This is a genomic window from Rossellomorea sp. SC111, from assembly GCF_024733565.1.
In the GTDB taxonomy this organism is placed as follows: domain Bacteria; phylum Bacillota; class Bacilli; order Bacillales; family Bacillaceae_B; genus Rossellomorea.
The window spans coordinates 269,535-292,511 of sequence record NZ_JANIOC010000002.1 but is presented as its reverse complement, the minus strand read 5'-3'; the positions used below and the strand labels follow the sequence as shown (position 1 = coordinate 292,511).

Here is a 22,977-nt window from a genome sequence, read left to right as displayed (position 1 = left end):
TAGAGGTGTAATCATGGGGCATACATTCAAAGTCGAAGACCCGAAAATCCCGGCTCGTCCTGTTCCGGTCAATTTTCAAGATATTTATTATGAAGAAGATCCATTCCTATCCCATTGTACGATAGAAAATGCGGGGCTGGACCAGGAAGAGATCGATCAGCTCGTGATATCTAAAGTGATATTCAGAAATGTTTCGTTCACCGGTGCATCTTTCCCTCGAATCGACATGACAGATGTTATATTTGAGAACTGTGACCTGTCGAATGCAAACTTCAGTGATGGAATCATACATCGGGTCATCTTTAAAGAATGCAAATTATTGGGTGTGAATTTTTCCAGAGCCCATTTAGGAAATGTCCGTTTTGAAGAGTGCCTGGCGAATATGAGTGACTTTGTTGAAGCAAGATTAAAACAAGTGATATTTAATCAGACCTTATTACAAAATGCCAATTACTCTGACTGTGAACTTCTTAAGGTCAACTTTCATCATTGCAATCTTAATGAGATTGACTTCACTCAGACTGACCTCAAGGGTATTGATATCAGTACCTGCAAGTTTACACGCATCAACGTAGCGCTTGAAAATCTCTCTGGTTGTGAAGTTTCTCCTGATCAGGCGATCGGTTTCGCAAGCTTATTAGGATTGAAAGTGAAGGAGTAGCCTTGAGGCTTAGTACAGTTCCTTCACACTGTCATCTTGTTTACATACCATCCAATCATAACCCTTTATCCTAAAAAATGCATGAATCCATTCGAATCTGCATATTCATCTATAAGGATTCACCTGCTTTCAATGTTAAATTTTCATCTAAAGATAACGAACACACGAAAGGAGTGGAAGATAATCCCACTCCTTTTTCTTTTTTTTTGTGCCAATGAAACTTTTACCAATCCTGATTCGTACATTTTATAATGAGGGACTGTTTAAGGGAGGTTAATGTATGATCACGGTTGATCACGTAAGCAAGCGATATGATTCACTTCAAGCAATTAAGGAGATTCAATTAACGATTCAAGAAGGATCTTGTTTTGGACTTGTAGGTCCCAATGGGGCAGGGAAATCCACACTAATGAAGATCTTCTCCGGAATATTGCAAAATTTTGACGGTGATATCAGTGTGCAAGGGCTATCTGTCAAGAAAGAAAGAGTAAAAGTAAAGAAGCTCATCGGATACATTCCTCAAGATATTTGTTTGGAAGAAACACTGACTGCCAAGGATAATTTAATGTATTTCGGAAGCCTTTATGGGCTTAAAGGCAAAGACCTTCAAGATCGCACCGGGAAAGTGCTACAGCAAATCGGTTTAGAAGAACGGGGGAAAGACAAAGTCACCACCTTTTCTGGAGGTATGAAGCGCAGGTTGAATATTGGCTGTGCCATACTCCATGACCCCTCCATTATCATCATGGATGAACCGACAGTGGGAATTGATCCTCAATCAAGAAACTCGATTTTTTCCATCATACAGGAACTAAAGGAGAAGGGGAGTACGATCATATATTCAAGTCACTATATGGAGGAAGTAGAGCAGTTATGCGACAGCATCGGACTGATCGACAAAGGTGCACTTGTCGAATGGGGGACTATGGATGAGCTGCAGCAAAAATACAATAAACCGTCATTGTTTATTTCCGGAGAAGGTTTAGATGAAGTGGCTCTGACCACACATGGAGAGGTGAAAGCGAAAGGAAATGGTTTTCTTCTGCAAAGTGATGATCCATTGATGACGCTGGAAAAATTGATTGCCGAGTTCCGCATCCAAAACATTCTGCCAAGAAGGCTCGAGTTATATCAGCCGAAACTGGAGGATATCTTCTTCAAATTAACAGGAACTCAGCTTCGGGATTCATAGAAAGGGGGAGAATGCTATGTGGGCGATTGCCAAAATGGAATTAAAGAAAAATATACAGGATAAAGGGTTGTGGTTTTGGACGTTTATCTTACCGATCGTCTTCATTATTGCCTTTGTATCCATTTTTTCAGGTGATGAAAATACAAGTTACAAAGAAGTCGTCACTCAAATCATTCCAGGTTATACAATCATGTTCGCTTTTTATATTATGATTTCCATGGTCATTGGACTAGTGAAGGATAGGGACAAAGGGATGGTTGCAAGGATCGCCAGCACGCCACTTCCAATCATGAACTATTTTATAGGGAAGTAGATTCCTTTCATGGTGATCGTTTTGATTCAGATTGCTGTATTATTTGGTTTTGGCGTCCTTGTGTATGACCTTCCTTTAGGGGATCCCCTTGGACTGATCATTTTATCACTTTCTTTGGCATTTATAGTGACCGGATGGGGCATGGCACTTGCCGTACTGGTTAAGACGGAGAATATGGGTATTGCTCTGACACAGATCATAGCCTTAGGTGGAGCGATGCTTGGAGGATTATGGCTACCTGTAGATCTTATGCCGGATTTCATGCAAACGATCAGTAAATTACTGCCTCAATATTGGGCAATTGAAGGCTATAAGGAGATTATTCTAGAGGGGGGAGCCACTTTAGATGTTTTATTCAATATATTGATTATGGTCATTGCCGGAATAGCTGGTGGCTTGATCGCCATCGCTGCGTATCCTCGGTTTCTTCGGTCATCCAAGAGCTGAACAAAGATAAAATGAATTTTTTCTTTGTTTTTTGAAAAATAAAAATCGATTCCTCCTCCTTCTTGCAATATATGGTATGATTCAATAGTCTGAGAATGATCACAGATTGAAAGGGGCACATATTTGAATAAATATAATGTAAAAATCGCAGAAGTAAACGCCGAAAATTGGTACGAATGCTGTCAGCTGGAACTTTCCCGGGAGCAACAGGAATTTATTGAGCCAAATGCCATATCAATCGCTCAATCGAAATTCGAGCCGACCTTAAAACCATTCGCTATTTATTATGAAGATATAGTAGTTGGATTTTTAATGTTCAATTCTGAACCTGAAGAATTGGATGCTTATTGGGTATACCGGATCATGGTGGATAAAAACTATCAGGGTAAAGGAATCGGAAAATCTGCAACAGATCTGATGATAAATGAAATGATGGAAACCTATGATATTAATAGAATCGTAGTAGGATACCATCCCGAAAATCAGGGTGCTCACCGCTTATATGAGAGTTTGGGATTTGTCGATCATGGTGACCGATTTGGAAGGGAAATGGCCGTGGTGAAAGAAGTGTCGTTTAACTAGCATATTTTGAAAGGGCCAAAAATGCTTGGCCCTTTGAATTGAGGTTGCATTTGAATTTAAAAATACCTAACATCTTGAACGCCTTATTATTTACCCTTTAATATCCAATATCCCCTGAACCCTTTCCTTCGCTCCTTTCCGCCATTTTTTTACAGCGGATATGGAAACATTCTCTACCTCTGCAATTTCACTGACTGTCAACATATGCAGACAAGTATACACAACCCATTTTCTTTGGTTCTCAGTTAAGTCACCACAGTAACTGAACAGCAATTCTTCAGCGAGCCCTTCATTTACATGCTCATCCTCGATCATGTCAAAAAACTCCGTCTCTTTGAAAACACTTTTTTCTTCATTCCGATTTTCATTTGTCAATTGAGAAAGTATTCTGCCACGTACATATGAATAAGCATAAGCAGGAAATGACCCTTTATCGGGATCGAACTTTTGATGAGCCTCCCAAAGTGCGATGAGGCCGGTCTGATAATATTCAGGTTTGTTTTTGTAAATGTGTAAAGAATGAATGACCTTATGAATCATCCTGTCATATTGAATATGAAGTTCTTCAAATTTCTCCAACTCAGTATCCTTTTGACCGGCGCGCCGTTCTTTGTATTCCCAGGTATCTTAACCTTACAAAGGAACAAGGCTTGAGACAAAAAGGGGTAATACTTGTTTTCAAAGGAGAAACTGAGATTTCTCAAGGGCTATCATCATCCTTCCGTGATAAGGAATTCATCGTTTTGCTAAAATTCATATGAGTGTTGTAAACTGCAAGTGTTTAACAATATTCACCATTAGCAATACTAAGAAGACCATCCACTAGAAGGAGGTCATAATATGCCTAAGAAAAATGAAGAACGCTCCGATGTCCTGCTTCAGAAAAATGAAGAGATTGAGAAGCTCGAACAAATGTTAGCCGCCGTCCTTCACTACTTATCAGATGATGAAATTGAAGAGATCGATATTGAATACCTGCTTTCGAATACGGATAACCTCCGGGACTGGTGGGGTAGCTTTAGGGAGAAAAATAAAAAGAGGTTAGAAGATGAGATCAAAGAGTCCTTAAACAGATTATCTCTTGAGGAATTAGAAAAAATCCGGGAACAAATAAAGAATAAAGATGGATAACATCTAGCCTATTACGCATAGCTAATGTAAATAAATATACCATAATAATATTATGTGAATTAAATGGTGGAAGACGTTATGTCTCAAAGAGTTAAGGAAGAAAAACCTTGGGTAGAAGGTTTTTTTTTCCTTAACACTCCCTCCTAACAGCTGATACACTATATTATCTTCAGAAGTTATGCTTTCGGGTGTTGGATCAATAAAGAAAATACGCTCCATGTAGAGCCACTTTATAACATAAGCAGGATTTAAGATGTTAAATATTGAAAAGAGTATATTTAGAAGATTTTTATTGCACAGTAAAGGACTGTTAAAAATCCACTAAATAATTTCAGTGTCCTAGAATGTTTTATTCAATGAGAAATGAAGAGAAATAGAAGGGAGGATAATTGCCAGATGCGAATTCGCAACTCTGCAAAAGCCATCATTATAAAAGACAACAAGATTCTTCTGACGAGAAACAAAGACGAAGACAGTATTTTTTACCTCTTCCCCGGTGGTGGACAGGACCATGGTGAAACACTTCATGAGACTTTAAAGAGAGAATGCCTTGAGGAAATTGGATGTGAGGTGTCAGTAGGAGAATTAATCCATGTAAGGGAGTATATAGGTAAGAACCATGAACATGCAGCATTTGATTCTGACTTGCATCAAATGGAGCTTTATTTTGCGTGTACCCTAGTCCACGAATGGAACAATGAGCAAACTCCATCTAATCCCGATAGCCATCAAGTCGGTGTAGAGTGGATAGATTTAAATGAACTGAATGAATATAGATTCTATCCTAGAGAAATAGAATCATATATAGTCAAAAGAACGTCCAGGGTATATCTCGGCGACATTAACTAGTACTACTCATTACACTCTAAAAAGGAGGGGAATGATTTTTGAGAGTAAGAACGTTTATTTTGACCGGCATAATGGCAGGCATTTATTCTAGCGTGTTAGATGGTTTCGAGCAGGACTACAGTTTGAATTCCTTCTTCAGTGCATTCATCTTAGCGCTATTAACAATCGGGACAGGGCTTCTATTGCACAGGCTCCCGCTAAAAGAAAAATCGAGTGAATCCTGACCAAATTCTTTTATTGCTCAGATGCTGCACTTAATATACTTAATAGTCTATAGTTAACGGAGTGAAAATTGATGAATTCTACATATGTACGTTGGGGGAATGATAAAGTGAAATTGACATGGCGGCAAGACTTTATTCTTCCTGACACATCACGAGTCACCAGTGTGCATGGTTTCTGTTTTAAAGATGGAAAGCTGCTGCTGGTGAATCTCCAAAAGCGAGGTTGGGATTTTCCAGGTGGGCATCTGGAAAAAGGTGAGTCCCCTGAAGAATGCTTAAAAAGGGAAGTGAAGGAGGAAGCTTATGTATCAGGCACTTCCCACTTATTAGGGTACCTGATAGTGGATCATCATGATAATCCCCACTGGAATGAACAAAGCGATTATCCCAAAGTAGGTTTTCAAGTTTTTTATGCAATGGACGTTGAAGTAATAGATACATTCAAAGCAGAATTTGAATCAGCTGAAAGATGTTGGGTCGATCCAGATCATGTGGCTGCATACTACTCTGAATGGAACGGTGTGTACGGGGAGATTCTTTCTCAGGCGCGTAAAGTAATTTTGTAAGATTTTATTTAAAAAGGCAAATCAACATTGATTATCATGTAGAAAGGAGGAGAGGGACATTTATGATTAAAGCTGTCCTATTCGACCTTGATGGAACGCTGCTAAACAGGGATGCATCTGTCCAAGTATTCATCACAAACCAATATGAACGACTCTACCATTGGCTCCATCATATCCCGAAAGATTTATATACTTCCAGATTCATTGAATTGGATCAGAGGGGTTATGTGTGGAAAGACAGGGTTTATAAGCAGATTATCGAGGAGTTTTCAATTGAAGGGTTAACGTGGGAAGAACTGCTCGACGATTATATCAGTCAATTTAAACACAGCTGTGTACCATTTCCCCATTTACATAATATGCTGGATGAATTACACGGTGGTGGTATACAATTGGGGATGATTACTAATGGCTTCGGAAGATTTCAAATGGACAACATCCTGGCTCTTGAAATTGAGCCTTACTTTCAGGAAATTCTTATCTCTGAGTGGGAAGGCGTGAAAAAGCCAAATTCTGAAATCTTTAAGAGGGCGATAAAAAGATTGCATGTAAAACCGGAAGAGTGCATTTTTGTCGGGGACCACCCTGAGTATGATGTATATAGTGCCCAGAAAATAGGGATGAAGGGGGTTTGGAAAAGAGACCCTCGTAGGACCGGTGCAAAGAAAGCAGATGCTGTGATTGATGACTTGTCTGAATTAACACACTGCATAAGGAGCTTTTAATTATTAATTCTACCTTTTGAAGCGGGGAATCCCCCATCTACCATACTATTTTAGACAAAGCTACCACTATTAAATTCATGGAATTTCTAGTATAATAGTCTTCTTGATACTACATATTCAGCGTAGCGCACTGGAATTGAATCAAATCAGGAGGGTCTAAATTGATAGAATTCAGTAAATTATTAACAGAACCAGTAAAAACAGTTGCCATCAATATAGCGATTGTTACATTAGTGACCATATCTCTTACCACACTTATATATACGGTACTTAAATTCATTAAATTACCAGAGAAGTTCATAGAAAATATCATCGGCCTGATTGTCGTGTTCGTAGGTATAGGCACCGTTTATTATTCACTTAGATGGGATTTATTCCTTGCATTATAAATACCTATAAAAACAGTAAAAAGCATCTTTCGTGGTGCTTTTTTCTTTTATATAAAAATCTCACCTTAAAACATTCCTTTCCAGTCCTTCCTTCATCCTAAAGTCTTATATCCTTTCATCTAAAATGACCATGATATGTTCTCATCAAAATAATATAGTATAAATAGAAATGACTTATCCCTCTTGATAATATGGTGAACTTTCTTTATATTTAGTGAATACCATTTTACCAAATGTTGGAGGTAACTACCTATGAATGACATGAAGAAATTTTGCAACTCCATTAACTCCTGTTTCACAAAAAAGCATTCGACTTTTGACAAACTTAATATGGGGGAGATTATATCCTTACTGCGTTTAAAGTCTCAACTGACTCAAGAAGAGCTGGCTAAAAAAGCAAACGTCTCTACCCAAACCATCAAAAGACTTGAAGGAGGCAAGGAAAAAGTAAGTGAAATCACTTCTCGAGTAATTTTAGAAGCACTGGGGGTGAATATTTCTAAACTGACAAAGCTACTAGACGACTGAAAAGAATGACCTTCCAAACGATAGAGAGAAGGAATACATATGAGATTTAGAGACTTTCATAAAAATATTAAAATACGTATCATTGAAACATTTATGAGCCGCTTTATTGGGAGCATGATCTTTCCATTTATGTCGATCTACCTGGCCGTTCATTTTGCAAAGGTAGCCGGACTATTACTTTTGATTAATGTTTTTGTAGGAATAGGAATCAATTTTCTCGGAGGGTATTTTGCCGATCAATTTGGCCGTAAGAAAATTATGTTATTCGCAGAATCGCTCAGGTTTCTGGCTTTCCTCACCATGATGGTTTGTAACTCGCCCTGGTTTGAATCTGCCACGGTCACATTTGCCATGATGACAGTCAACAGCATTTGCTGGGGCCTTGCAGGACCTGCCAATCAAGCTATGATGATCGACGTCAGCACACCTCCACAGCGAAAGCTCATGTACTCAATCACCTATTGGGCAAACAATCTATCCATCGCGATCGGAGGAATCATAGGTGCTTTCTTATTCAAGGATTACCTTTTCGAGCTCTTTCTGGCACTGAGTGTTGCTTCCGCCGTTACCGCATCTTTGGTGGCTCTCTTCATTGATGAGAGCTATTCTCCGTCGGAAACCGAGTTGACAGCCCCTCAGCACGTTAAACAACTTATTTCAAACTACGGCAAAGTGATGCATGACAAGCTGTTTGTTCTGTTTACCATTGCGGGTGTGCTTATTCTGTCCATGGAGTTCCAGCTCACGAATTACATAGGCATTCGACTAAGTGAAGAAATGCCTTCGCAACCTTTTCTTTTCTGGGATATAGACGGCGTACAGACTATGGGGATTCTTCGAAGTGAAAATACAATCCTGGTCGTCTTCCTCATGCTTTTTGTCACGAGGATTCCTCATTCATTAAAAGACAGAACTGTTCTTGTGTGGAGTTGTTTCTTCTTTTCGATAGGGTATGCAGTACTTGCTTATTCAAATAACCTGTTCATTTTGTTCTTGATGATGGGGGTACTCACAATGGGAGAGGTGTTCCGGGTGCCCGTAGAGCAATCGTATATGGCTGCCATCCCCCCTGATGATGCCCGCAGTTCCTATATGGCATTTAACGGGCTGAAGTTTAACCTATCCATGTTGATTGCATCTGTCACCGTTACACTCGGAGCGATTCTACCATCGAACGTAATGGCGGGGATCATCCTCACCATTGGACTTTCTGGTACGATTATTTTAAAAATGATTTCTCCAGAATTGGATAGGCGAAAAGAAGGCGCGGAGTTGAAGCAGAATCAGGACGTTGTTAAAGCAGGTTAGGTTATTCGAAGGAATATAGAAAAGGTATTCTTTAATAGGATGTTTCATTCAGGGATTGTTTAAAATTACTAAAAAGATGAGAAGGCTTTGAGTTGAAATTTGCAATGGGCTGATGCTATATTATCCTGAATAAGGTACGAATCACTTTCATACCTTTAAAAGAGTTCAATCGGACGAAGGGAGAGCCTATGGATAATAAATGGGAAGTCGTACTACCTTCTTTATCTCAAATGACCGTCTCTTCAAATGCAAATAACGAGCCTGTCACAATCCATGGCAGTGATGAAACTTTACGATGCATTGGCGTCGGGACCGACGCGGCTGTCTTTCAATCTATTTATGCACCGGAATTTGCGTTCAAGTTGTATGCTGATGATAAAAGATCTAAAATTAAAAATGAAGAAAAAGTTTATCAAACCATCGGAAACTCTCCTTATTTCTCCACCTGCTATGCAGCTTATGATACATTGCTGGTGTTAAGTTTCGAAGAAGGGTCTACCCTTTTTGATTGTTTGCTGCAAGGGATTAAAATTCCTGAACAAGTGGTTGAAGATGTTGAAAATGCAAGACAATATGTTCGTGATCAAGGAATGAATCCACGAGATATTCATCTGAAAAACATTTTATTGCAAAATGGGAGAGCAAAGATCATTGATGTATCCGAATATATTCAACCTGGAAATGATTTCAGATGGGAACATTTAAAGAAAGCTTACGAAGATCATTACCATCTTATAGAAGGCCGGGCTGTACCATTTTGGTTGTTGGAGACCATACGAAAATGGTATAACTCATGGAATAAGCATTATAGTTCATATGAGGAGTTCCTGAAAAGAGTATCAAATTTCACTTCCTTTAAATAAGTCTTTAAAGCGTTCAAGGCCACTGCTGCTTTGAACGCTTTTTTGACGAAGAAGAGTCATCGATGAACTCGAATGAGTTGTAGAACATGCTTTCATTTGACATAATTCAATATAGAATAACCTTATATATGATTGAAACAGGAGGGAAAATATGTGGTATCAAAACGATGTTTCAAAGAACCTGGGTATAAAATATCCTATCATCCAAGCAGGAATGGCTGGAGGGGTCACAACCCCTAAACTGGTTGCTTCTGTATCAAACTCCGGGGGGCTCGGGACGATTGGAGCGGGGTATATGTCTGTCGCCGACCTCAATGAATCGATCAAACAAGTAAAAAAGCAAACGAACCTTCCATTTGGTGTAAATCTTTTCATTCCCGAGGTACCGGAATATAGTGAAGAACAGGTAAGCCAAATGCAGAAATTGCTGACACCTTTTATGAAAGAGTTGAATCTATTTAATGATGAAGCATTCAGTTTAGAACAAATTGATCTTGAAAGACAGATTGAATCGATCATAAAGGAACGAGTGCCTGTCTGCAGCTTTACATTTGGAATTCCACCAAAGGAAATAATGAAAGAGCTGAAAAAAGAAGGCATTAAAGTGATTGGAACTGCGACGACGGTGAAAGAGGCGCTGATCAATCAAGAGTGTGGAGTGGATGTGATCGTCGCACAGGGAAGCGAGGCTGGTGGTCACAGGGGTACATTTCTTGGTACATACGATGAATCAATGATTGGGACGTTCTCACTAATTCCCCAAGTAGTGGATGCTGTTGAAGTACCGGTCATTGCTGCAGGGGGAGTAATGGATGGAAGAGGCGTGATAGCTGCCCTTGCTCTGGGTGCAAAAGGCGTTCAGATGGGTACAGCTTTTCTTACAAATAAAGAAAGCGGAGCAAAAGCCATACATAAAAAAGCCATTTTACAAGGTGAAGATACAAGTACAACCATCACATCTGCATTCAGCGGTAAACCGGCAAGGGGTATGACAAACTCATTCATAAACATAATGAAAGAGTACGAGAATCAAATCCTTCCTTATCCTGTGCAAAACGCATTGACGAAAGAATTAAGAAGGGAAGCCGGCAATCAACATAACCCTGAATTAATGTCATTATGGTCTGGCCAGAGTCCGCGGCTAAGTAAGGACGTTTATGTACATGAATTGATTGATTCCCTGGTACAGGAAGTAGAAAAAGGTATACACAGATTGACCAGATAGTGACGGTTATAGTGGGTTACAACACCATTTACTCATCTTTAGTCCCATTATCACAATTCTTGTTTTCCCTTTAATTAAGCTTGTAATACTTTCTATCAAAGGTATAATTTTGATATAAGGGAAGCGTTTTTTTATTTAACGGAAATTTTCATAATAATTAAAATTCATTTTTCGAGGTGCATTTTCTAGGAGGTACGCATGAGAGAAATTTTACCGGGATCTATATTGTCTCACATTCAGTACGGATATCAAAAAGTTCCTAAGAAAGTCAAAAGCCAATGTCCAAGTTGCTCTAAGACCAGTGAATTTGTGTTGAAAGCCAACTTCTATCAAGTGAATAAAACAGGGCTGTTCGCAGAAGCAAACTGTTCGGAGTGTAAGAAACCGGCTGTTTTCGTTATCATGTTGAATGATGATTCGATTCATCACAAGGAGGAAGCGGGTCTTTATATTTATGATCCACTGGCTACAAATGGGCCTTTGGATCAGATCCAGGGGAATAAACGGATCCCCCAGGACCTAGTCCGTTCGTTCCGTTCTGCATTGAATGTTAGCCAGTCCAAAGATAACTCCGCAACGGCCGTAATGTCAAAACGAGTTTTAGAGAGTGTCCTGAAGAATTTCAATGGTGATCAATCATCAGGTCAATCCTTGTCGGAACAATTCGATCAGCTGCCAAAGAATGTAGATCTGTCAAAACCGATCCAGGCACTCAGCCATCTTGTTCATCCTAAATCAGCATTTTATGAAATGTTGGAATTGGAACGGGAAATAGACGATGAAACTGCCGGCCTGCTCATAGAGTTATTGGAAGGTTTGATCGAATACCTTTATGTACTTCCGGAAAAAATTGAAACATTACAGGAGAGAATTGAAAAGAAATATTAGGGGAGTAGAGTGCTGTTTCTAGCACTCTACTTTTTTCATAATGGTTTTAACCGGAGGGAATACAGTGCCTGGTTGACTTCATCAATGTCGAAAATTTCCTTCTCTAAACAAAATTGAATCACGAGATCGAAACGGTCATTGTTGGACAAGGAAAAACCGGCGGCATTCAACATATCTACAGTATCTTCCTCAGGCAATTTCATAGAAAGACACAAGGCTACTACTGTCCGCTTACTGGGATTATAATCAGGAATCGATCTGATTTTGGAAAAAAGCTTCCGGTCTACCCCGGCATTTTTGTAAACGGAAGCATCTGTCAAACCCAGTTCATCAATATGCTGAAAAAGCCTTTCTGAAAAAGATGCCGAATGTTTCATCTCAATAAACGCTTCCAGCTCACTGGTGTACACTGCATCATTTAAATTTGTAAATCATATATCAGGACGTCTCTGCTTTCCTCCACAAAACCAAGAAGCTCCTTCAGAATCTGTTCGCTAAGCATATCATCACCTCTAAATGTCGCTTACAAAGCGACCCATCTCATACTCTTTGTGGTTAAGATTATATCAGAAAAATATGGAGAGGATGAGAAAAATGAATAGAGAACACACTGAAATCATTTTTTTATTGGATAGAAGCGGGTCGATGAGAGGACTTGAACAAGAGACGATTAGAGGTTACAACTCTTTTATTGAGAAGCAGCGACAGCTAACCGGGCAAACACTTGTCACGACCGTCCTCTTTGATGATAAGGTCGAGCAGTTATGGAGTGGAATGGAGGCTGGTAAGGTACGGCTTACAAGAGAGGAGTACTTCGTAAGAGGGTGCACGGCTTTAATGGATGCTGTTGGTAAAACGATCATCGAAGTGGGTCATCGCCTATCTCATATGGCTGAAGAGGAAAGACCAGGTAAAGTCATCTTCGTAATCACAACCGATGGTATGGAAAACGCCAGCGTGGAGTTCTCTGCAATCCAGGTGAAGGAACTTATCAGTCATCAGCAGGAACGATACAATTGGGAGTTCATCTTTCTGGGAGCGAATATCAATGCAGCTGAAGAAGCAATGAATATCGGCATCGACATCGGGAATGCATATCAATTTAAAGCTTCTTCTAAAGGAGTTGAGGCGATGTATGATGTGGTAAGTGAAGCTGTGCTTGATAAGAGAAACAAATCGTAATCATGATCTTGGGGTCCCATCTTTTTGATGGGGTTTTTTCGTTATAAAGAGATAATGTTGTTCATTATAATGATTTCACCCTTAATTCATTCAGGTAGTAATCAACTCATCCAAATCCCTACCTTTCACCTGGCCAATACATATTAGCCAAACAGCAGATTCAAGATCTTTCACGATTCTGATCAGTATTTATTTAAATTTTGCCAAAACTAGTTTATCATAGTGAGGTAGATTCAATTTATTCGCAAGTCAACGGAATTAAAGGAAGGTACACAATGATGACAGAAAAAGAAAAGAATATTACAAGAATACATATGGATGGGAAGGAATTTATTCTCATCGGAACCGCTCATGTGTCACGTCAGAGTGCTGAGCAGGTAAAAGAAGTAATAGAAGCAGAACGACCGGACACGGTTTGTGTAGAACTGGACGAACCGAGGTATCAATCCATCGTCGAAGGAGATAAGTGGAGGGACACTGATATCTTTCAAGTAATCAAGGATAAGAAAGCGACCTTATTGCTCATGAACCTGGCCATTGGATCCTTTCAGCGAAGAATGGCCAAACAGTTCGGCATTAAACCGGGACAGGAAATGATTCAGGGGATTGAATCCGCGAAAGAACTTAACGCAGAACTTGTCCTTGCTGACCGCAACATCCAGGTGACATTTTCCCGGATTTGGAACAGCGTCGGTTTCAGTGGGAAAGCCAAGTTATTGACCCAAATCATATATAGCATTTTCAGCACTGATACGATTACTGAGGAAGAACTTGAGAAAATCAAATCACAGGATATGCTTGATTCAATGTTGAATGAATTCACCCAGGTGTTTCCTAAACTGAAAACACCTTTGATTGATGAACGTGACCAATACCTGGCTCAAAAAATCAAGGAAGCACCTGGCGATAAGATTGTAGCAGTACTTGGCGCTGCACACGTTCCTGGCATCACGCAAGAAATCCATAACGAACATAACTTAGATAAGCTAAATGAACGTCCTGCTAAATCAAAATGGCCTAAAATCATCGGCTGGACCATCCCTATCATAATCCTGGCCGTCATTGCCTACACGTTCATATCAAACCCTGATGCAGGCATACAGCAGGGTATCAGTTGGATATTATGGAATGGGGGATTCTCTGCCCTGGGCGTAGCCATCGCCATGGGCCATCCATTAGCCATATTAACAGCATTCGTCGCAGCACCTTTCACTTCATTGAATCCGCTCCTCGCTGCGGGTTGGTTTGCAGGGTTCGTTCAAGCCTATTTCCGCAGACCCAATGTCGGTGACTTTGACTCCCTTCCTGAAGATGTTCTGAGCATAAAAGGATTCTGGAGAAATAAAGTAACCCGCGTCCTGCTCATTGTCGTACTTGCCAACTTGGGAAGTACACTGGGAACGGTCATTGGTGGAGCAGACGTTGTACGATTATTTCTGGAAAATATATAGAAACAAAATGAGTCATCCTCCTGGATGGCTTATTTTCTATGGGTAATTATTGGGATATTATGTTAAAATAGGTATACAAAAGCTGTGGAGGGGATTATGATAACTGAATTCATCAATCGATACGCCCATTGGCTCCTTCTTGTTATCACAGGATTGAGTATTGGGATGGGATATACAATCCTGACATCTTCGGTCCAAGGAATCATCGCAGGCATCTTCGGATTAGTGGGATTCTTGGGTATTACATATCTGGTCATTCATATGGAAGTGCAGAAGAGGAAGAAGGGGCAATAATAAAATTGATAAATCAGACTAAGTAAGTCAATAGAACAGTTCGAGCAGATGAGTTTCCAATTGAATTATGTCCAAACCCAAGGAGGAGCTGTATGATCTACGTTATTAGGCACGGGCAAACGGATTGGAATAAAGAAGGGAGACTGCAAGGTAGAAAAGGACTCCCTTTAAATGATGAAGGCGTCAGACAAGCCGAAAATTTAAAACAGCAACTGAGTCATGTCAGCTTCGATTATGTCTTTTCATCTCCACAGAAAAGAGCACAAGAAACTGCTGAAATTGCTACAGGGATGCCATACGTCACAGACTCCAGGTTGGATGTATATGATTTGGGGGAAGCAGATGGACTTTTAAAAAGGGAAGTGAAAATGGCAGGACCATTGCCTGATTCAGCTTTCTATGATGGGGTGGAAGGTCCCGGGGAGTTCATGAAAAGGATAAAACACTTTATGGCAGAAATAGAAATATTACATGGTAAGGAAGATACCAACATCCTGATCTCGGGGCACAGATGCACAACAGGGGCCATCGGGGCATTTTTTAACGGAATTCCAGATGACCGGAATATATTAAAGCTCTCTTCCAATAATGGCGAATATAAAGAGTATGAATTCACAGTAAGAAGATGATCAAAAAAGCTTAAAATGTAACTGCACAGCCTCGTTTTCAAAATGGATCTTTGGGTAAATAGTAGTTAACCTTTAACCGCGACTTTGTGAGGAGAGAATAATAGGAGCTGTGACGATCGTTGCTCCATATACATGACAGGACAGATACTCCATTGTTTTGTATCAAACCTATATGGCAAGAACGAGGCTTCCCGTACTTCTCAGAAGATCACCATTCAAATGCTCTCTCAGTACACAGGATTCTCTGAGGAAATCATCCTCGAAGCACTAGAGTTCGGAAAGTTATCACCTGATTTTTCTTTAAGATAATCACCTACGTGTAAAGGTCTAGGAAAATTATTTTCTCCTCCAAGGTTGACTTATCATTGTTTTATTCATTTTTGTTACATAATTAAATTTTGAAGAATATATTGAAAAAACAAGCTTATATTTATTATAATAACAGAAAGGATTTATAGAGGAGGATCTAATGGACACCCACAGGAGTAAAAGAATCTCAAAGTTATACAGAAAGTTAATTACTTCTGATGCAACGCAAGCTTTCCTTATTTATAAAGGCCTAGATGAGACAACGAAAGCAGAATTACTTGATTTAGTGGCAGAGATGGGCTCTCAACACTCAGAAAAATTGATGAATAAAATAAGCTAACATACATGTACCGAGTTTAAGACCTGGAGAGATGAGTACTCCAGGTCTTTTTCTTATGTAAGTGTTAATGAGAATGACATTTTTTCAGCGAAATAAATAATATTTCAATAAAATATTGCTAAGTCATATGTCCTCCTCCAGTTCCTTTACTTCAATGATATTTGTCATATGCACAGAAAAAGATTGCGGTGTGATTTCGATTAGGATATCCATCGCATCTTTTCATTTCCATCCGATTTCATGATTCCATTATACTACTTTGCCTTCCTTTAAGGAGAGAGATCCTTTTAAAAATAAACCTTTATAGTCCATAATTCCTTTTTTTAAGAAAATAGGAATATATTCCTTTTTATTCAAAAAATTATTGTATTTAAATGCTATAATAATTATAATATTAAGAAAATTTAATAAATATTTCCTAAGAAAGGAGGGACCACTCTATGAACGTCTATGTGTCGGTTGATATGGAGGGAATAACAGGTCTGGTGGATCATACCCATGTGTCATCAGATAAGCATAATTATGAACGCGGAAGAATCATTATGACAGAAGAGGCGAATGCCGTTGTGACTGCAGCCTTTGATTCAGGCTGCAAGGAGGTATTGGTGAATGACAGTCATTCACAAATGAACAATCTGTTAATAGAAAAATTGCACCCTGAAACGAAACTGATATCTGGTGGAGTGAAACCATATTCTATGGTTGAAGGACTGGATGAGACGTTTGATGGGGCTTTTTTTGTTGGTTATCACGCCAGGGCTTCCATGAAAGGTGTGATGTCACATTCCATGATCTTTGGGGTGCGAAATATGTACATCAATGATGTGGCTGTAGGTGAACTGGGGTTCAATGCATACGTTGCAGGTTACTACGGTGTTCCCGTCTTAATGGTTGCCGGGGATGATCAGGCTGCACAGGAGGCAGAAGCATTAATTCCGCATGTGATAACTGCCGTGGTGAAGGACACGATTTCCCGGTCTGTTGCGAAGAGCCTTACCCCTGAGAAATCAAAACAATTATTAAAAAAGAAAACAGAAGAAGCAATACATAATAAGAAAAATGTACAACCACTCACGCCCCCTGACCATCCAACTTTACGTATTGAGTTTGCAAATTACGGACAGGCGGAGTGGGCAAGTCTCATGCCGGGAACCATTCATGAAGAAGATTCAACGATTGTGAGATTTGAGGCAAGAGATATCCTTGAAGCCTATAGAGCCATGCTGGTCATGACTGAACTCGCGATGAGAACAACATTCTGTTAGGAAGTGTGAGATTTAATGAGTACATATTTGTTGAAACGACTACTGGCCATGGTCATAACCCTCTGGCTGATTGTGACGTTAACGTTTTTCCTTATGCATACCATACCAGGATCCCCCTTCAATGAAGAACGGAATACGAGTGAAATGGTACAACAAAATTTAGAAGCTCATTATCATTTGAACGAGCCGTTGATGGTGCAATATCTTTTATATTTAAAGTCGCTTATCTCATTGGACTTTGGTCCATCTATCACGCAGCCATCGCAAACTGTGAACGATTTGCTGGGGAGGGGATTTCCGATTTCATTTGAACTCGGGATGACAACTCTCATCATCGCTGTGCTTTCAGGAATTATACTCGGGGTTTTGGCGGCCCTTAGACATAATGGAATCATTGACTATATGGCGATGACATTTGCCGTACTTGGAATTTCGATCCCTAATTTCGTCATGGCGACATTATTGATTCAACAAGTGGCAGTGAATTGGGAGATCCTGCCCGTTGCCACTTGGACGAGCTGGCGTCATATGATTCTGCCGACTCTTGCTTTGGCTACTGGGCCGATGGCGATCATAGCCCGACTTACCCGATCGAGTATGCTGGAAGTGTTGACGCAGGATTATATACGGACAGCACGCGCTAAGGGGTTGTCACCGTTCAAGATTGTCGTTAAGCATGCGTTGAGAAATGCACTGCTTCCAGTGGTCACTGTCCTGGGTACACTTGCTGCGGGGATATTGACAGGAACCTTTGTCATTGAACAGATTTTTGCCATTCCGGGTATGGGAAAATACTTTGTCGAAAGCATCAATCAACGTGATTATCCAGTAATTATGGGAACAACGGTATTTTATAGTTCCTTCCTTATTGTCATGTTATTTTTAGTCGATCTGGCATATGGTTTCCTTGATCCACGGATAAAGTTACATAAGAAGGAGGCAAAATGATGGGGGTTCCAAATCAACAAGAGCCACTTGAGACTCCAGACGTCAGGGATGAATGGTTCGTACCCAAGAAGAGCAATCAAGAAGATGCTGAAGCAGTGGTGAGACCGAGTCTTTCCTATTGGCAGGATGCCTGGAAGCGCCTCATGAAAAATAAACTGGCCATGCTTGGGTTAGTATTCTTAACTGCATTAATCATAATGGCAGTCGTCGGCCCGCTTATTTCTCCACACGACGTCACTAAGCAAACACTGTCAAATCAAAATCTTCCACCTTCTGGTCAACACTGGTTTGGTACGGACGATATGGGAAGAGATGTATTTACCCGTACATGGTATGGAGCACGGATTTCATTGTTCGTAGGCTTTATGGCAGCGCTTATCGATTTTGTAATCGGGATTGTATACGGTGGCATTGCCGGTTATAAAGGCGGAAGAACAGATAATGTCATGATGCGCATTGTTGAAATACTATACGGGTTACCTTATCTGCTTGTCGTAATACTATTGATGGTAGTAATGGGACCGGGTCTCTTGACGATCATCGTTGCCTTAACGGTGACCGGTTGGATCGGGATGGCCAGGATCGTAAGGGGACAGGTGCTTCAGATTAAAAACTATGAATTTATTTTAGCTTCAAAAACATTCGGGACAAAAACCGCAAGAATCATCAGGAAGAATCTGCTTCCCAATACTATGGGACCGATTATTGTACAAATGACATTGACGATACCCAGCGCGATCTTTGCTGAAGCTTTCTTAAGCTTCCTTGGACTCGGCATTCAAGCACCCTATGCAAGCTGGGGAGTCATGGCCAATGACGGGTTATCTACGATTCTATCAGGATACTGGTGGCGTTTATTCTTTCCTGCTCTATTCATATCATTGACTATGTTTTCATTCAATGTGTTGGGAGACGGATTACAGGATGCACTGGATCCGAAATTAAGGAGGTAATCACCATGAGTAACGTTTTATCTGTACAAGATCTCCATGTCTCCTTTACAACCTATGGAGGAGAGGTCAAGGCGGTCAGGGGAGTAAGCTTTGATTTACATAAGGGCGAGACGTTGGCGATTGTAGGTGAATCTGGCTGTGGAAAGAGTGTGACTTCACAGAGCATTATGAGACTGATCCCAAATCCACCCGGAAAAGTGACTGGGGGCAGGATCCTGTTTAAGGGAAGAGACCTTTTAAAGGTAACCGAACCTCAAATGAGGAAAGTGCGGGGAGCCGATATTTCCATGATCTTTCAGGATCCCATGACGGCACTTAATCCCACGTTGACCATTGGTGAACAAATCATGGAAGGGATTTTGCAACACAACGATGTTTCCAAGAAAGTGGCGAAACAAAAAGCGATCGACATGCTTAAGCTTGTGAGCATTCCCAATCCGGAGGAGAGACTAAAGCAGTATCCTCACCAATTCAGCGGAGGAATGCGGCAGCGAATTGTGATTGCCATGTCACTAGTATGTGAACCTGATGTCTTAATTGCGGATGAGCCGACAACAGCCCTTGATGTCACCATACAGGCCCAAATACTTGAATTGTTTAAAGAGATTCAGAAGAAGACGGGTGTGTCGATTATATTAATCACGCATGATTTAGGTGTCGTTGCTCAAGTGGCTGATCGAATTGCCGTCATGTATGCAGGGAAAATAGTAGAAGAAGGAAACAGGAGAGAAATTTTTTATCGCCCACAACACCCGTATACCCAAGGGCTACTGAGATCCGTCCCAAGACTTGATCTTGATGGGGAAGATCTGATACCGATTCCCGGTTCTCCGCCTGATCTATTTTCTCCGCCTGTTGGGTGCCCATTTGTTCCACGTTGTGAAAAAGCGATGGAAGTATGCGACCGAGTGTATCCCGTAAAGACACAATTATCGAACGAACACCATGTCGACTGCTGGCTTCAGGATAAACGAGCCAACAAAGTCAAGCTCTCATCGGTCAGCTTAACCATTCGTTAAAATGATCGTTTGATAGAAAAATAGGATAAGAGGGGGAAAATCATGAAAAAACTATTATCAGTCTTTCTAGTGGGGATGCTCCTGTTCATGCTGGCAGCTTGTACGGCCACGAAGGATGCAGGCAGTGAGTCAAGCAGTGGGGAAACTAAGAAAGAAGACGCAGGAAAGGTCCTTCACTTGAATAATGGAGCAGAACCAACGTCGTTCGATCCACCGATCGGATTTGATTCCTATTCCTGGACAGCATTGAACAACTTAATGGAAGGGATGACCCGTCTAAATGCCAATCATGAACCTGAAGCTGCCATGGCTGAAAAATGGGATGTCTCGGAAGATGGGAAAGTATATACCTTCCACATTAGGGACAATGCCAAGTGGTCAAACGGTGATGATGTCACTGCCGGAGATTTTGTATTCGCGTGGAAACGCCTATTAAATCCAGACACAGGCTCACCGGCTGCTTTCCTCGGATATTTCATTGAAGGTGGAGAGGCATTCAACACTGGTAAAGGTTCAGCTGACGATGTGAAGGTGACGGCGAAGGATGAGAAAACATTCGAGGTCACACTGACAAGTCCACAAGCCTATTTCTTGAGCGTCATTGCAAATCCAGCATTCTTCCCGATCAATGAAAAGGTTGCTACTGAGAATCCGGAATGGTTTGCAGAAGCGGATACGTTCGTGGCTAACGGACCTTTCAAACTGACGGAATGGGAACATGACAGCCATTTCGTAATGGAAAAGAACGATCAATATTGGGATAAAGAATCAGTGAAATTGGATAAAGTTCACTGGGCAATGGTAAACGATACAAATACGGATTATCAACTATACAAAACCGGTGAACTGGATACAGCTGACGTACCGGCGGATTTAAGTAAACAGTTATTCGAGGAAGGTAAAGTGAATGTTGAAGACCAGGCTGGAACATACTTCTATCGTTTCAATTTAGAAAAAGAGCCTTTCCAAAATCAGAATATCAGAAAGGCATTCACCATGGCTGTCGATCAACAGCAAATGGTTGACTTTGTAACAAAGAATAAAGAAAAACCAGCTTATGGATTCGTTTCGAAAGGATTTAAAGATCCTTCAGGCAAGGACTTCCGTGAAGCAAACGGAGACTTGGTGAAAACGGACGTTGAAGAAGCAAAGTCTCTCTTGGAAAAGGGAATGGAAGAAGAGGGATACGACAAACTACCGGAAGTCACCTTAACATACAGCACAAGTGATACTCATCAAAAAATTGCCGAGGCGCTTCAACAAATGTTCAAGGAAAACTTAGATGTCGATGTTAAATTAGCCAATATGGAATGGAACGTATTCCAAGATGAACAAAAGGCTTTGAAATTCCAATTATCACGGAGTTCATTCTTAGCAGACTACGCAGATCCGATCAACTTCCTGGAAAACTTCCAGACAGGGCATTCCATGAACCGTACAGGCTGGGGTAATGAGAGTTATGACAAGTTGATCCAACAAGCAAAGAATGAAGCAGACGAAGGAAAACGATTTGAAATGATGTATGAAGCAGAGAAAATTCTAATGGATGAAATGCCGATCATCCCGATTCACTTCTACAATCATGTGTATCTCCAAAATGAGGATGTGACTGGCATCGTCCGTCACCCGGTCGGCTACATGGAATTAAAATGGGCTGATAAAAAATAAGGATAGTAAAACAGGATGAGTGGAGGGGCGCGTCGGCACACTTTATGGCCATGCGCCCACTCCCTCTTTTTCTACGAAAGGGGTCTGTTACGTATGATGATGAAACCTTCTAAACTGAGAAAAGGGGATAAGGTAGGGGTCATAGCTCCTGCCAGCCCACCAAAAACGGAACCATTAAAAAAAGGAATCCGTTTCCTTGAAGAATTAGGATTAGAGGTAAAAGTAGGGAAGTCAGTACATAAGCAATATGGGTACTTAGCAGGTAAAGACACAGAGAGGATAGATGATATCCATAGGATGTTTGAAGATCAGGATGTGAAAGCCATTTTCTGTGCATGTGGAGGTTTTGGAACGGGACGTATTGTTTCCAGATTGGATTTCGAACTGATCCGTCAAAATCCGAAAATTTTTTGGGGGTATAGTGATATTACTTTTTTACATACGGCCATCCATCAACAAACGGGGCTCGTGACCTTCCATGGACCGATGTTAAGTTCAGATATCGGACTCGAGGACGTTCATGAAGCCTCAAAGGAATCGTTCCGACAGTTGTTTCAAACGAAAGATATCGACTATACGTATGATATCGCCAAACTTGAGATGGTCGCAGAAGGCGCAGCGACCGGCCCAGTGATCGGCGGGAACCTCACCTTGCTTGTAAGCACATTAGGGACACCATTCGAAGTGAACACCAAAGGAAAGATCCTCTTTATTGAAGATATTGATGAGGAGCCCTATCAAGTCGACCGAATGGTGAATCAATTGAAAATGGCCAATAAATTCAAAGATGCTTCAGGAATCATCATTGGTGACTTTAAGAACTGTGAGCCTAAGAAACGCGAACGTTCCCTGACTCTTGACGAAGTTCTGACAGAACATATCGGTAGTGCTGGAAAGCCTGCATTAAAAGGGTTTAATATCGGACATTCTTCACCGAATATTGCCATTCCGGTGGGCAGCATCGGAACAATGAATACAATTGATCATTCATTTAAAATAGAATCTGGCATAAGCGGGGGGTAAGAGCG

Annotated in this window: 25 protein-coding genes and 1 pseudogene; 24 read left to right on the top strand and 2 right to left on the bottom strand. The window is 40.7% G+C overall.

Annotation, left to right across the window (positions count from 1 at the left end; genetic code table 11):
• Window positions 1-13: 13 nt before the first annotated feature.
• From NQ095_RS03630 to NQ095_RS03615, 4 genes and pseudogenes are all read left to right on the top strand, one after another.
• Window positions 14-661: a pentapeptide repeat-containing protein gene (locus NQ095_RS03630; protein WP_258262127.1), complete on the top strand. Its 648-nt coding sequence runs from the start codon at window positions 14-16 to the stop codon at window positions 659-661.
• Between the two features lie 280 nt (window positions 662-941).
• The gene (locus tag NQ095_RS03625; RefSeq protein WP_258262126.1) at window positions 942-1,853 is read left to right on the top strand and encodes an ABC transporter ATP-binding protein; all 912 of its coding nucleotides are present in this window, start codon (window positions 942-944) and stop codon (window positions 1,851-1,853) included.
• Window positions 1,854-1,869: 16 nt separating this feature from the next.
• Window positions 1,870-2,613 (top strand): annotated as a pseudogene (locus NQ095_RS03620) (ABC transporter permease).
• Between the two features lie 123 nt (window positions 2,614-2,736).
• A complete protein-coding gene (locus tag NQ095_RS03615; protein WP_258262125.1) occupies window positions 2,737-3,195 on the top strand; it encodes a GNAT family N-acetyltransferase in 459 nt (152 codons plus the stop codon).
• Between the two features lie 90 nt (window positions 3,196-3,285).
• Here NQ095_RS03615 and NQ095_RS03610 read toward each other — a convergent pair whose 3' ends face one another.
• Window positions 3,286-3,774 carry a sigma-70 family RNA polymerase sigma factor gene (locus tag NQ095_RS03610; RefSeq protein ID WP_258262124.1) on the bottom strand — a complete coding sequence of 163 codons (489 nt, stop codon included), beginning with the start codon at window positions 3,772-3,774 and terminating at the stop codon, window positions 3,286-3,288.
• Window positions 3,775-4,035: 261 nt separating this feature from the next.
• Here NQ095_RS03610 and NQ095_RS03605 point away from each other — a divergent pair, with 261 nt between their 5' ends.
• The 10 genes from NQ095_RS03605 (at window position 4,036) to NQ095_RS03560 (ending at window position 11,891) form a co-directional block, all read left to right on the top strand.
• Window positions 4,036-4,326: a hypothetical protein gene (locus NQ095_RS03605; protein ID WP_258262123.1), complete on the top strand. Its 291-nt coding sequence runs from the start codon at window positions 4,036-4,038 to the stop codon at window positions 4,324-4,326.
• Between the two features lie 363 nt (window positions 4,327-4,689).
• On the top strand, window positions 4,690-5,175 hold the full coding sequence (locus NQ095_RS03600) for an NUDIX domain-containing protein (protein ID WP_258262122.1): 486 nt from the start codon (window positions 4,690-4,692) through the stop codon (window positions 5,173-5,175).
• A 38-nt stretch (window positions 5,176-5,213) separates the two neighbouring features.
• Complete coding sequence (locus NQ095_RS03595) at window positions 5,214-5,399, top strand: hypothetical protein (RefSeq protein ID WP_258262121.1); 186 nt, start codon at window positions 5,214-5,216, stop codon at window positions 5,397-5,399.
• A 71-nt stretch (window positions 5,400-5,470) separates the two neighbouring features.
• Window positions 5,471-5,965, top strand: coding sequence for an NUDIX domain-containing protein (locus NQ095_RS03590; protein WP_258262120.1), 495 nt, complete (start codon window positions 5,471-5,473; stop codon window positions 5,963-5,965).
• A gap of 62 nt (window positions 5,966-6,027) precedes the next feature.
• On the top strand, window positions 6,028-6,690 hold the full coding sequence (locus NQ095_RS03585) for an HAD family hydrolase (RefSeq protein ID WP_258262119.1): 663 nt from the start codon (window positions 6,028-6,030) through the stop codon (window positions 6,688-6,690).
• 641 nt (window positions 6,691-7,331) lie between these two features.
• Complete coding sequence (locus NQ095_RS03580) at window positions 7,332-7,607, top strand: helix-turn-helix domain-containing protein (protein WP_258262118.1); 276 nt, start codon at window positions 7,332-7,334, stop codon at window positions 7,605-7,607.
• 39 nt (window positions 7,608-7,646) lie between these two features.
• Complete coding sequence (locus tag NQ095_RS03575; RefSeq protein ID WP_258262117.1) at window positions 7,647-8,915, top strand: MDR family MFS transporter; 1,269 nt, start codon at window positions 7,647-7,649, stop codon at window positions 8,913-8,915.
• Window positions 8,916-9,103: 188 nt separating this feature from the next.
• Window positions 9,104-9,778, top strand: a complete 675-nt coding sequence (locus NQ095_RS03570) for a serine/threonine protein kinase (RefSeq protein ID WP_258262116.1) — start codon at window positions 9,104-9,106, stop codon at window positions 9,776-9,778.
• Window positions 9,779-9,929: 151 nt separating this feature from the next.
• Window positions 9,930-11,003: an NAD(P)H-dependent flavin oxidoreductase gene (locus tag NQ095_RS03565; RefSeq protein ID WP_258262115.1), complete on the top strand. Its 1,074-nt coding sequence runs from the start codon at window positions 9,930-9,932 to the stop codon at window positions 11,001-11,003.
• Window positions 11,004-11,201: 198 nt separating this feature from the next.
• A complete protein-coding gene (locus NQ095_RS03560; RefSeq protein WP_061809293.1) occupies window positions 11,202-11,891 on the top strand; it encodes a hypothetical protein in 690 nt (229 codons plus the stop codon).
• A 35-nt stretch (window positions 11,892-11,926) separates the two neighbouring features.
• Here the strand turns inward: NQ095_RS03560 and NQ095_RS03555 are convergent, their stop codons facing one another.
• Window positions 11,927-12,268, bottom strand: coding sequence for a hypothetical protein (locus tag NQ095_RS03555; protein WP_258262114.1), 342 nt, complete (start codon window positions 12,266-12,268; stop codon window positions 11,927-11,929).
• Window positions 12,269-12,485: 217 nt separating this feature from the next.
• On the opposite strand from NQ095_RS03555, the gene NQ095_RS03550 reads away from it, so the two are divergent.
• The 10 genes from NQ095_RS03550 (at window position 12,486) to NQ095_RS03505 (ending at window position 22,972) form a co-directional block, all read left to right on the top strand.
• Window positions 12,486-13,073 (top strand): vWA domain-containing protein, encoded by a 588-nt coding sequence (locus NQ095_RS03550; protein ID WP_258262113.1) that lies wholly within the window; start codon window positions 12,486-12,488, stop codon window positions 13,071-13,073.
• A gap of 278 nt (window positions 13,074-13,351) precedes the next feature.
• A complete protein-coding gene (locus tag NQ095_RS03545; protein ID WP_258262214.1) occupies window positions 13,352-14,524 on the top strand; it encodes a TraB/GumN family protein in 1,173 nt (390 codons plus the stop codon).
• A gap of 96 nt (window positions 14,525-14,620) precedes the next feature.
• On the top strand, window positions 14,621-14,818 hold the full coding sequence (locus NQ095_RS03540) for a hypothetical protein (protein ID WP_258262111.1): 198 nt from the start codon (window positions 14,621-14,623) through the stop codon (window positions 14,816-14,818).
• Between the two features lie 92 nt (window positions 14,819-14,910).
• The gene (locus NQ095_RS03535; RefSeq protein ID WP_258262110.1) at window positions 14,911-15,447 is read left to right on the top strand and encodes a histidine phosphatase family protein; all 537 of its coding nucleotides are present in this window, start codon (window positions 14,911-14,913) and stop codon (window positions 15,445-15,447) included.
• Between the two features lie 1,089 nt (window positions 15,448-16,536).
• The gene (locus NQ095_RS03530; protein WP_258262109.1) at window positions 16,537-17,361 is read left to right on the top strand and encodes a M55 family metallopeptidase; all 825 of its coding nucleotides are present in this window, start codon (window positions 16,537-16,539) and stop codon (window positions 17,359-17,361) included.
• A gap of 15 nt (window positions 17,362-17,376) precedes the next feature.
• Window positions 17,377-18,309, top strand: a complete 933-nt coding sequence (locus NQ095_RS03525; protein WP_258262108.1) for an ABC transporter permease — start codon at window positions 17,377-17,379, stop codon at window positions 18,307-18,309.
• Entirely contained in the window at window positions 18,309-19,262 is a 954-nt protein-coding gene (locus NQ095_RS03520) for an ABC transporter permease (protein WP_258262213.1), read from the top strand. The genes NQ095_RS03525 and NQ095_RS03520 overlap by 1 nt, the downstream gene beginning before the upstream one ends.
• Window positions 19,263-19,267: 5 nt before the next feature.
• Complete coding sequence (locus NQ095_RS03515) at window positions 19,268-20,281, top strand: ABC transporter ATP-binding protein (RefSeq protein WP_258262107.1); 1,014 nt, start codon at window positions 19,268-19,270, stop codon at window positions 20,279-20,281.
• 42 nt (window positions 20,282-20,323) lie between these two features.
• The gene (locus NQ095_RS03510; protein WP_258262106.1) at window positions 20,324-21,949 is read left to right on the top strand and encodes a peptide ABC transporter substrate-binding protein; all 1,626 of its coding nucleotides are present in this window, start codon (window positions 20,324-20,326) and stop codon (window positions 21,947-21,949) included.
• Between the two features lie 93 nt (window positions 21,950-22,042).
• Window positions 22,043-22,972: a S66 peptidase family protein gene (locus NQ095_RS03505; protein WP_258262105.1), complete on the top strand. Its 930-nt coding sequence runs from the start codon at window positions 22,043-22,045 to the stop codon at window positions 22,970-22,972.
• Window positions 22,973-22,977: the final 5 nt, after the last annotated feature.

What these genes read in the sequence shown, in the direction of transcription:
- NQ095_RS03510 (WP_258262106.1), top strand. Translation starts at nt 20,324, where the DNA reads ATGAAAAAACTATTATCAGTCTTTCTAGTGGGGATGCTCCTGTTCATG.
- NQ095_RS03520 (WP_258262213.1), top strand. Translation starts at nt 18,309, where the DNA reads ATGGGGGTTCCAAATCAACAAGAGCCACTTGAGACTCCAGACGTCAGG.
- NQ095_RS03625 (WP_258262126.1), top strand. Translation starts at nt 942, where the DNA reads ATGATCACGGTTGATCACGTAAGCAAGCGATATGATTCACTTCAAGCA.
- NQ095_RS03515 (WP_258262107.1), top strand. Translation starts at nt 19,268, where the DNA reads ATGAGTAACGTTTTATCTGTACAAGATCTCCATGTCTCCTTTACAACC.
- NQ095_RS03590 (WP_258262120.1), top strand. Translation starts at nt 5,471, where the DNA reads ATGAATTCTACATATGTACGTTGGGGGAATGATAAAGTGAAATTGACA.
- NQ095_RS03530 (WP_258262109.1), top strand. Translation starts at nt 16,537, where the DNA reads ATGAACGTCTATGTGTCGGTTGATATGGAGGGAATAACAGGTCTGGTG.
- NQ095_RS03585 (WP_258262119.1), top strand. Translation starts at nt 6,028, where the DNA reads ATGATTAAAGCTGTCCTATTCGACCTTGATGGAACGCTGCTAAACAGG.
- NQ095_RS03580 (WP_258262118.1), top strand. Translation starts at nt 7,332, where the DNA reads ATGAATGACATGAAGAAATTTTGCAACTCCATTAACTCCTGTTTCACA.
- NQ095_RS03560 (WP_061809293.1), top strand. Translation starts at nt 11,202, where the DNA reads ATGAGAGAAATTTTACCGGGATCTATATTGTCTCACATTCAGTACGGA.
- NQ095_RS03605 (WP_258262123.1), top strand. Translation starts at nt 4,036, where the DNA reads ATGCCTAAGAAAAATGAAGAACGCTCCGATGTCCTGCTTCAGAAAAAT.
- NQ095_RS03540 (WP_258262111.1), top strand. Translation starts at nt 14,621, where the DNA reads ATGATAACTGAATTCATCAATCGATACGCCCATTGGCTCCTTCTTGTT.
- NQ095_RS03550 (WP_258262113.1), top strand. Translation starts at nt 12,486, where the DNA reads ATGAATAGAGAACACACTGAAATCATTTTTTTATTGGATAGAAGCGGG.
- NQ095_RS03555 (WP_258262114.1), bottom strand. Translation starts at nt 12,268, where the DNA reads ATGAAACATTCGGCATCTTTTTCAGAAAGGCTTTTTCAGCATATTGAT.
- NQ095_RS03565 (WP_258262115.1), top strand. Translation starts at nt 9,930, where the DNA reads ATGTGGTATCAAAACGATGTTTCAAAGAACCTGGGTATAAAATATCCT.
- NQ095_RS03575 (WP_258262117.1), top strand. Translation starts at nt 7,647, where the DNA reads ATGAGATTTAGAGACTTTCATAAAAATATTAAAATACGTATCATTGAA.
- NQ095_RS03525 (WP_258262108.1), top strand. Translation starts at nt 17,377, where the DNA reads ATGAGTACATATTTGTTGAAACGACTACTGGCCATGGTCATAACCCTC.
- NQ095_RS03535 (WP_258262110.1), top strand. Translation starts at nt 14,911, where the DNA reads ATGATCTACGTTATTAGGCACGGGCAAACGGATTGGAATAAAGAAGGG.
- NQ095_RS03600 (WP_258262122.1), top strand. Translation starts at nt 4,690, where the DNA reads ATGAAGAGAAATAGAAGGGAGGATAATTGCCAGATGCGAATTCGCAAC.
- NQ095_RS03630 (WP_258262127.1), top strand. Translation starts at nt 14, where the DNA reads ATGGGGCATACATTCAAAGTCGAAGACCCGAAAATCCCGGCTCGTCCT.
- NQ095_RS03505 (WP_258262105.1), top strand. Translation starts at nt 22,043, where the DNA reads ATGATGATGAAACCTTCTAAACTGAGAAAAGGGGATAAGGTAGGGGTC.
- NQ095_RS03545 (WP_258262214.1), top strand. Translation starts at nt 13,352, where the DNA reads ATGACAGAAAAAGAAAAGAATATTACAAGAATACATATGGATGGGAAG.
- NQ095_RS03570 (WP_258262116.1), top strand. Translation starts at nt 9,104, where the DNA reads ATGGATAATAAATGGGAAGTCGTACTACCTTCTTTATCTCAAATGACC.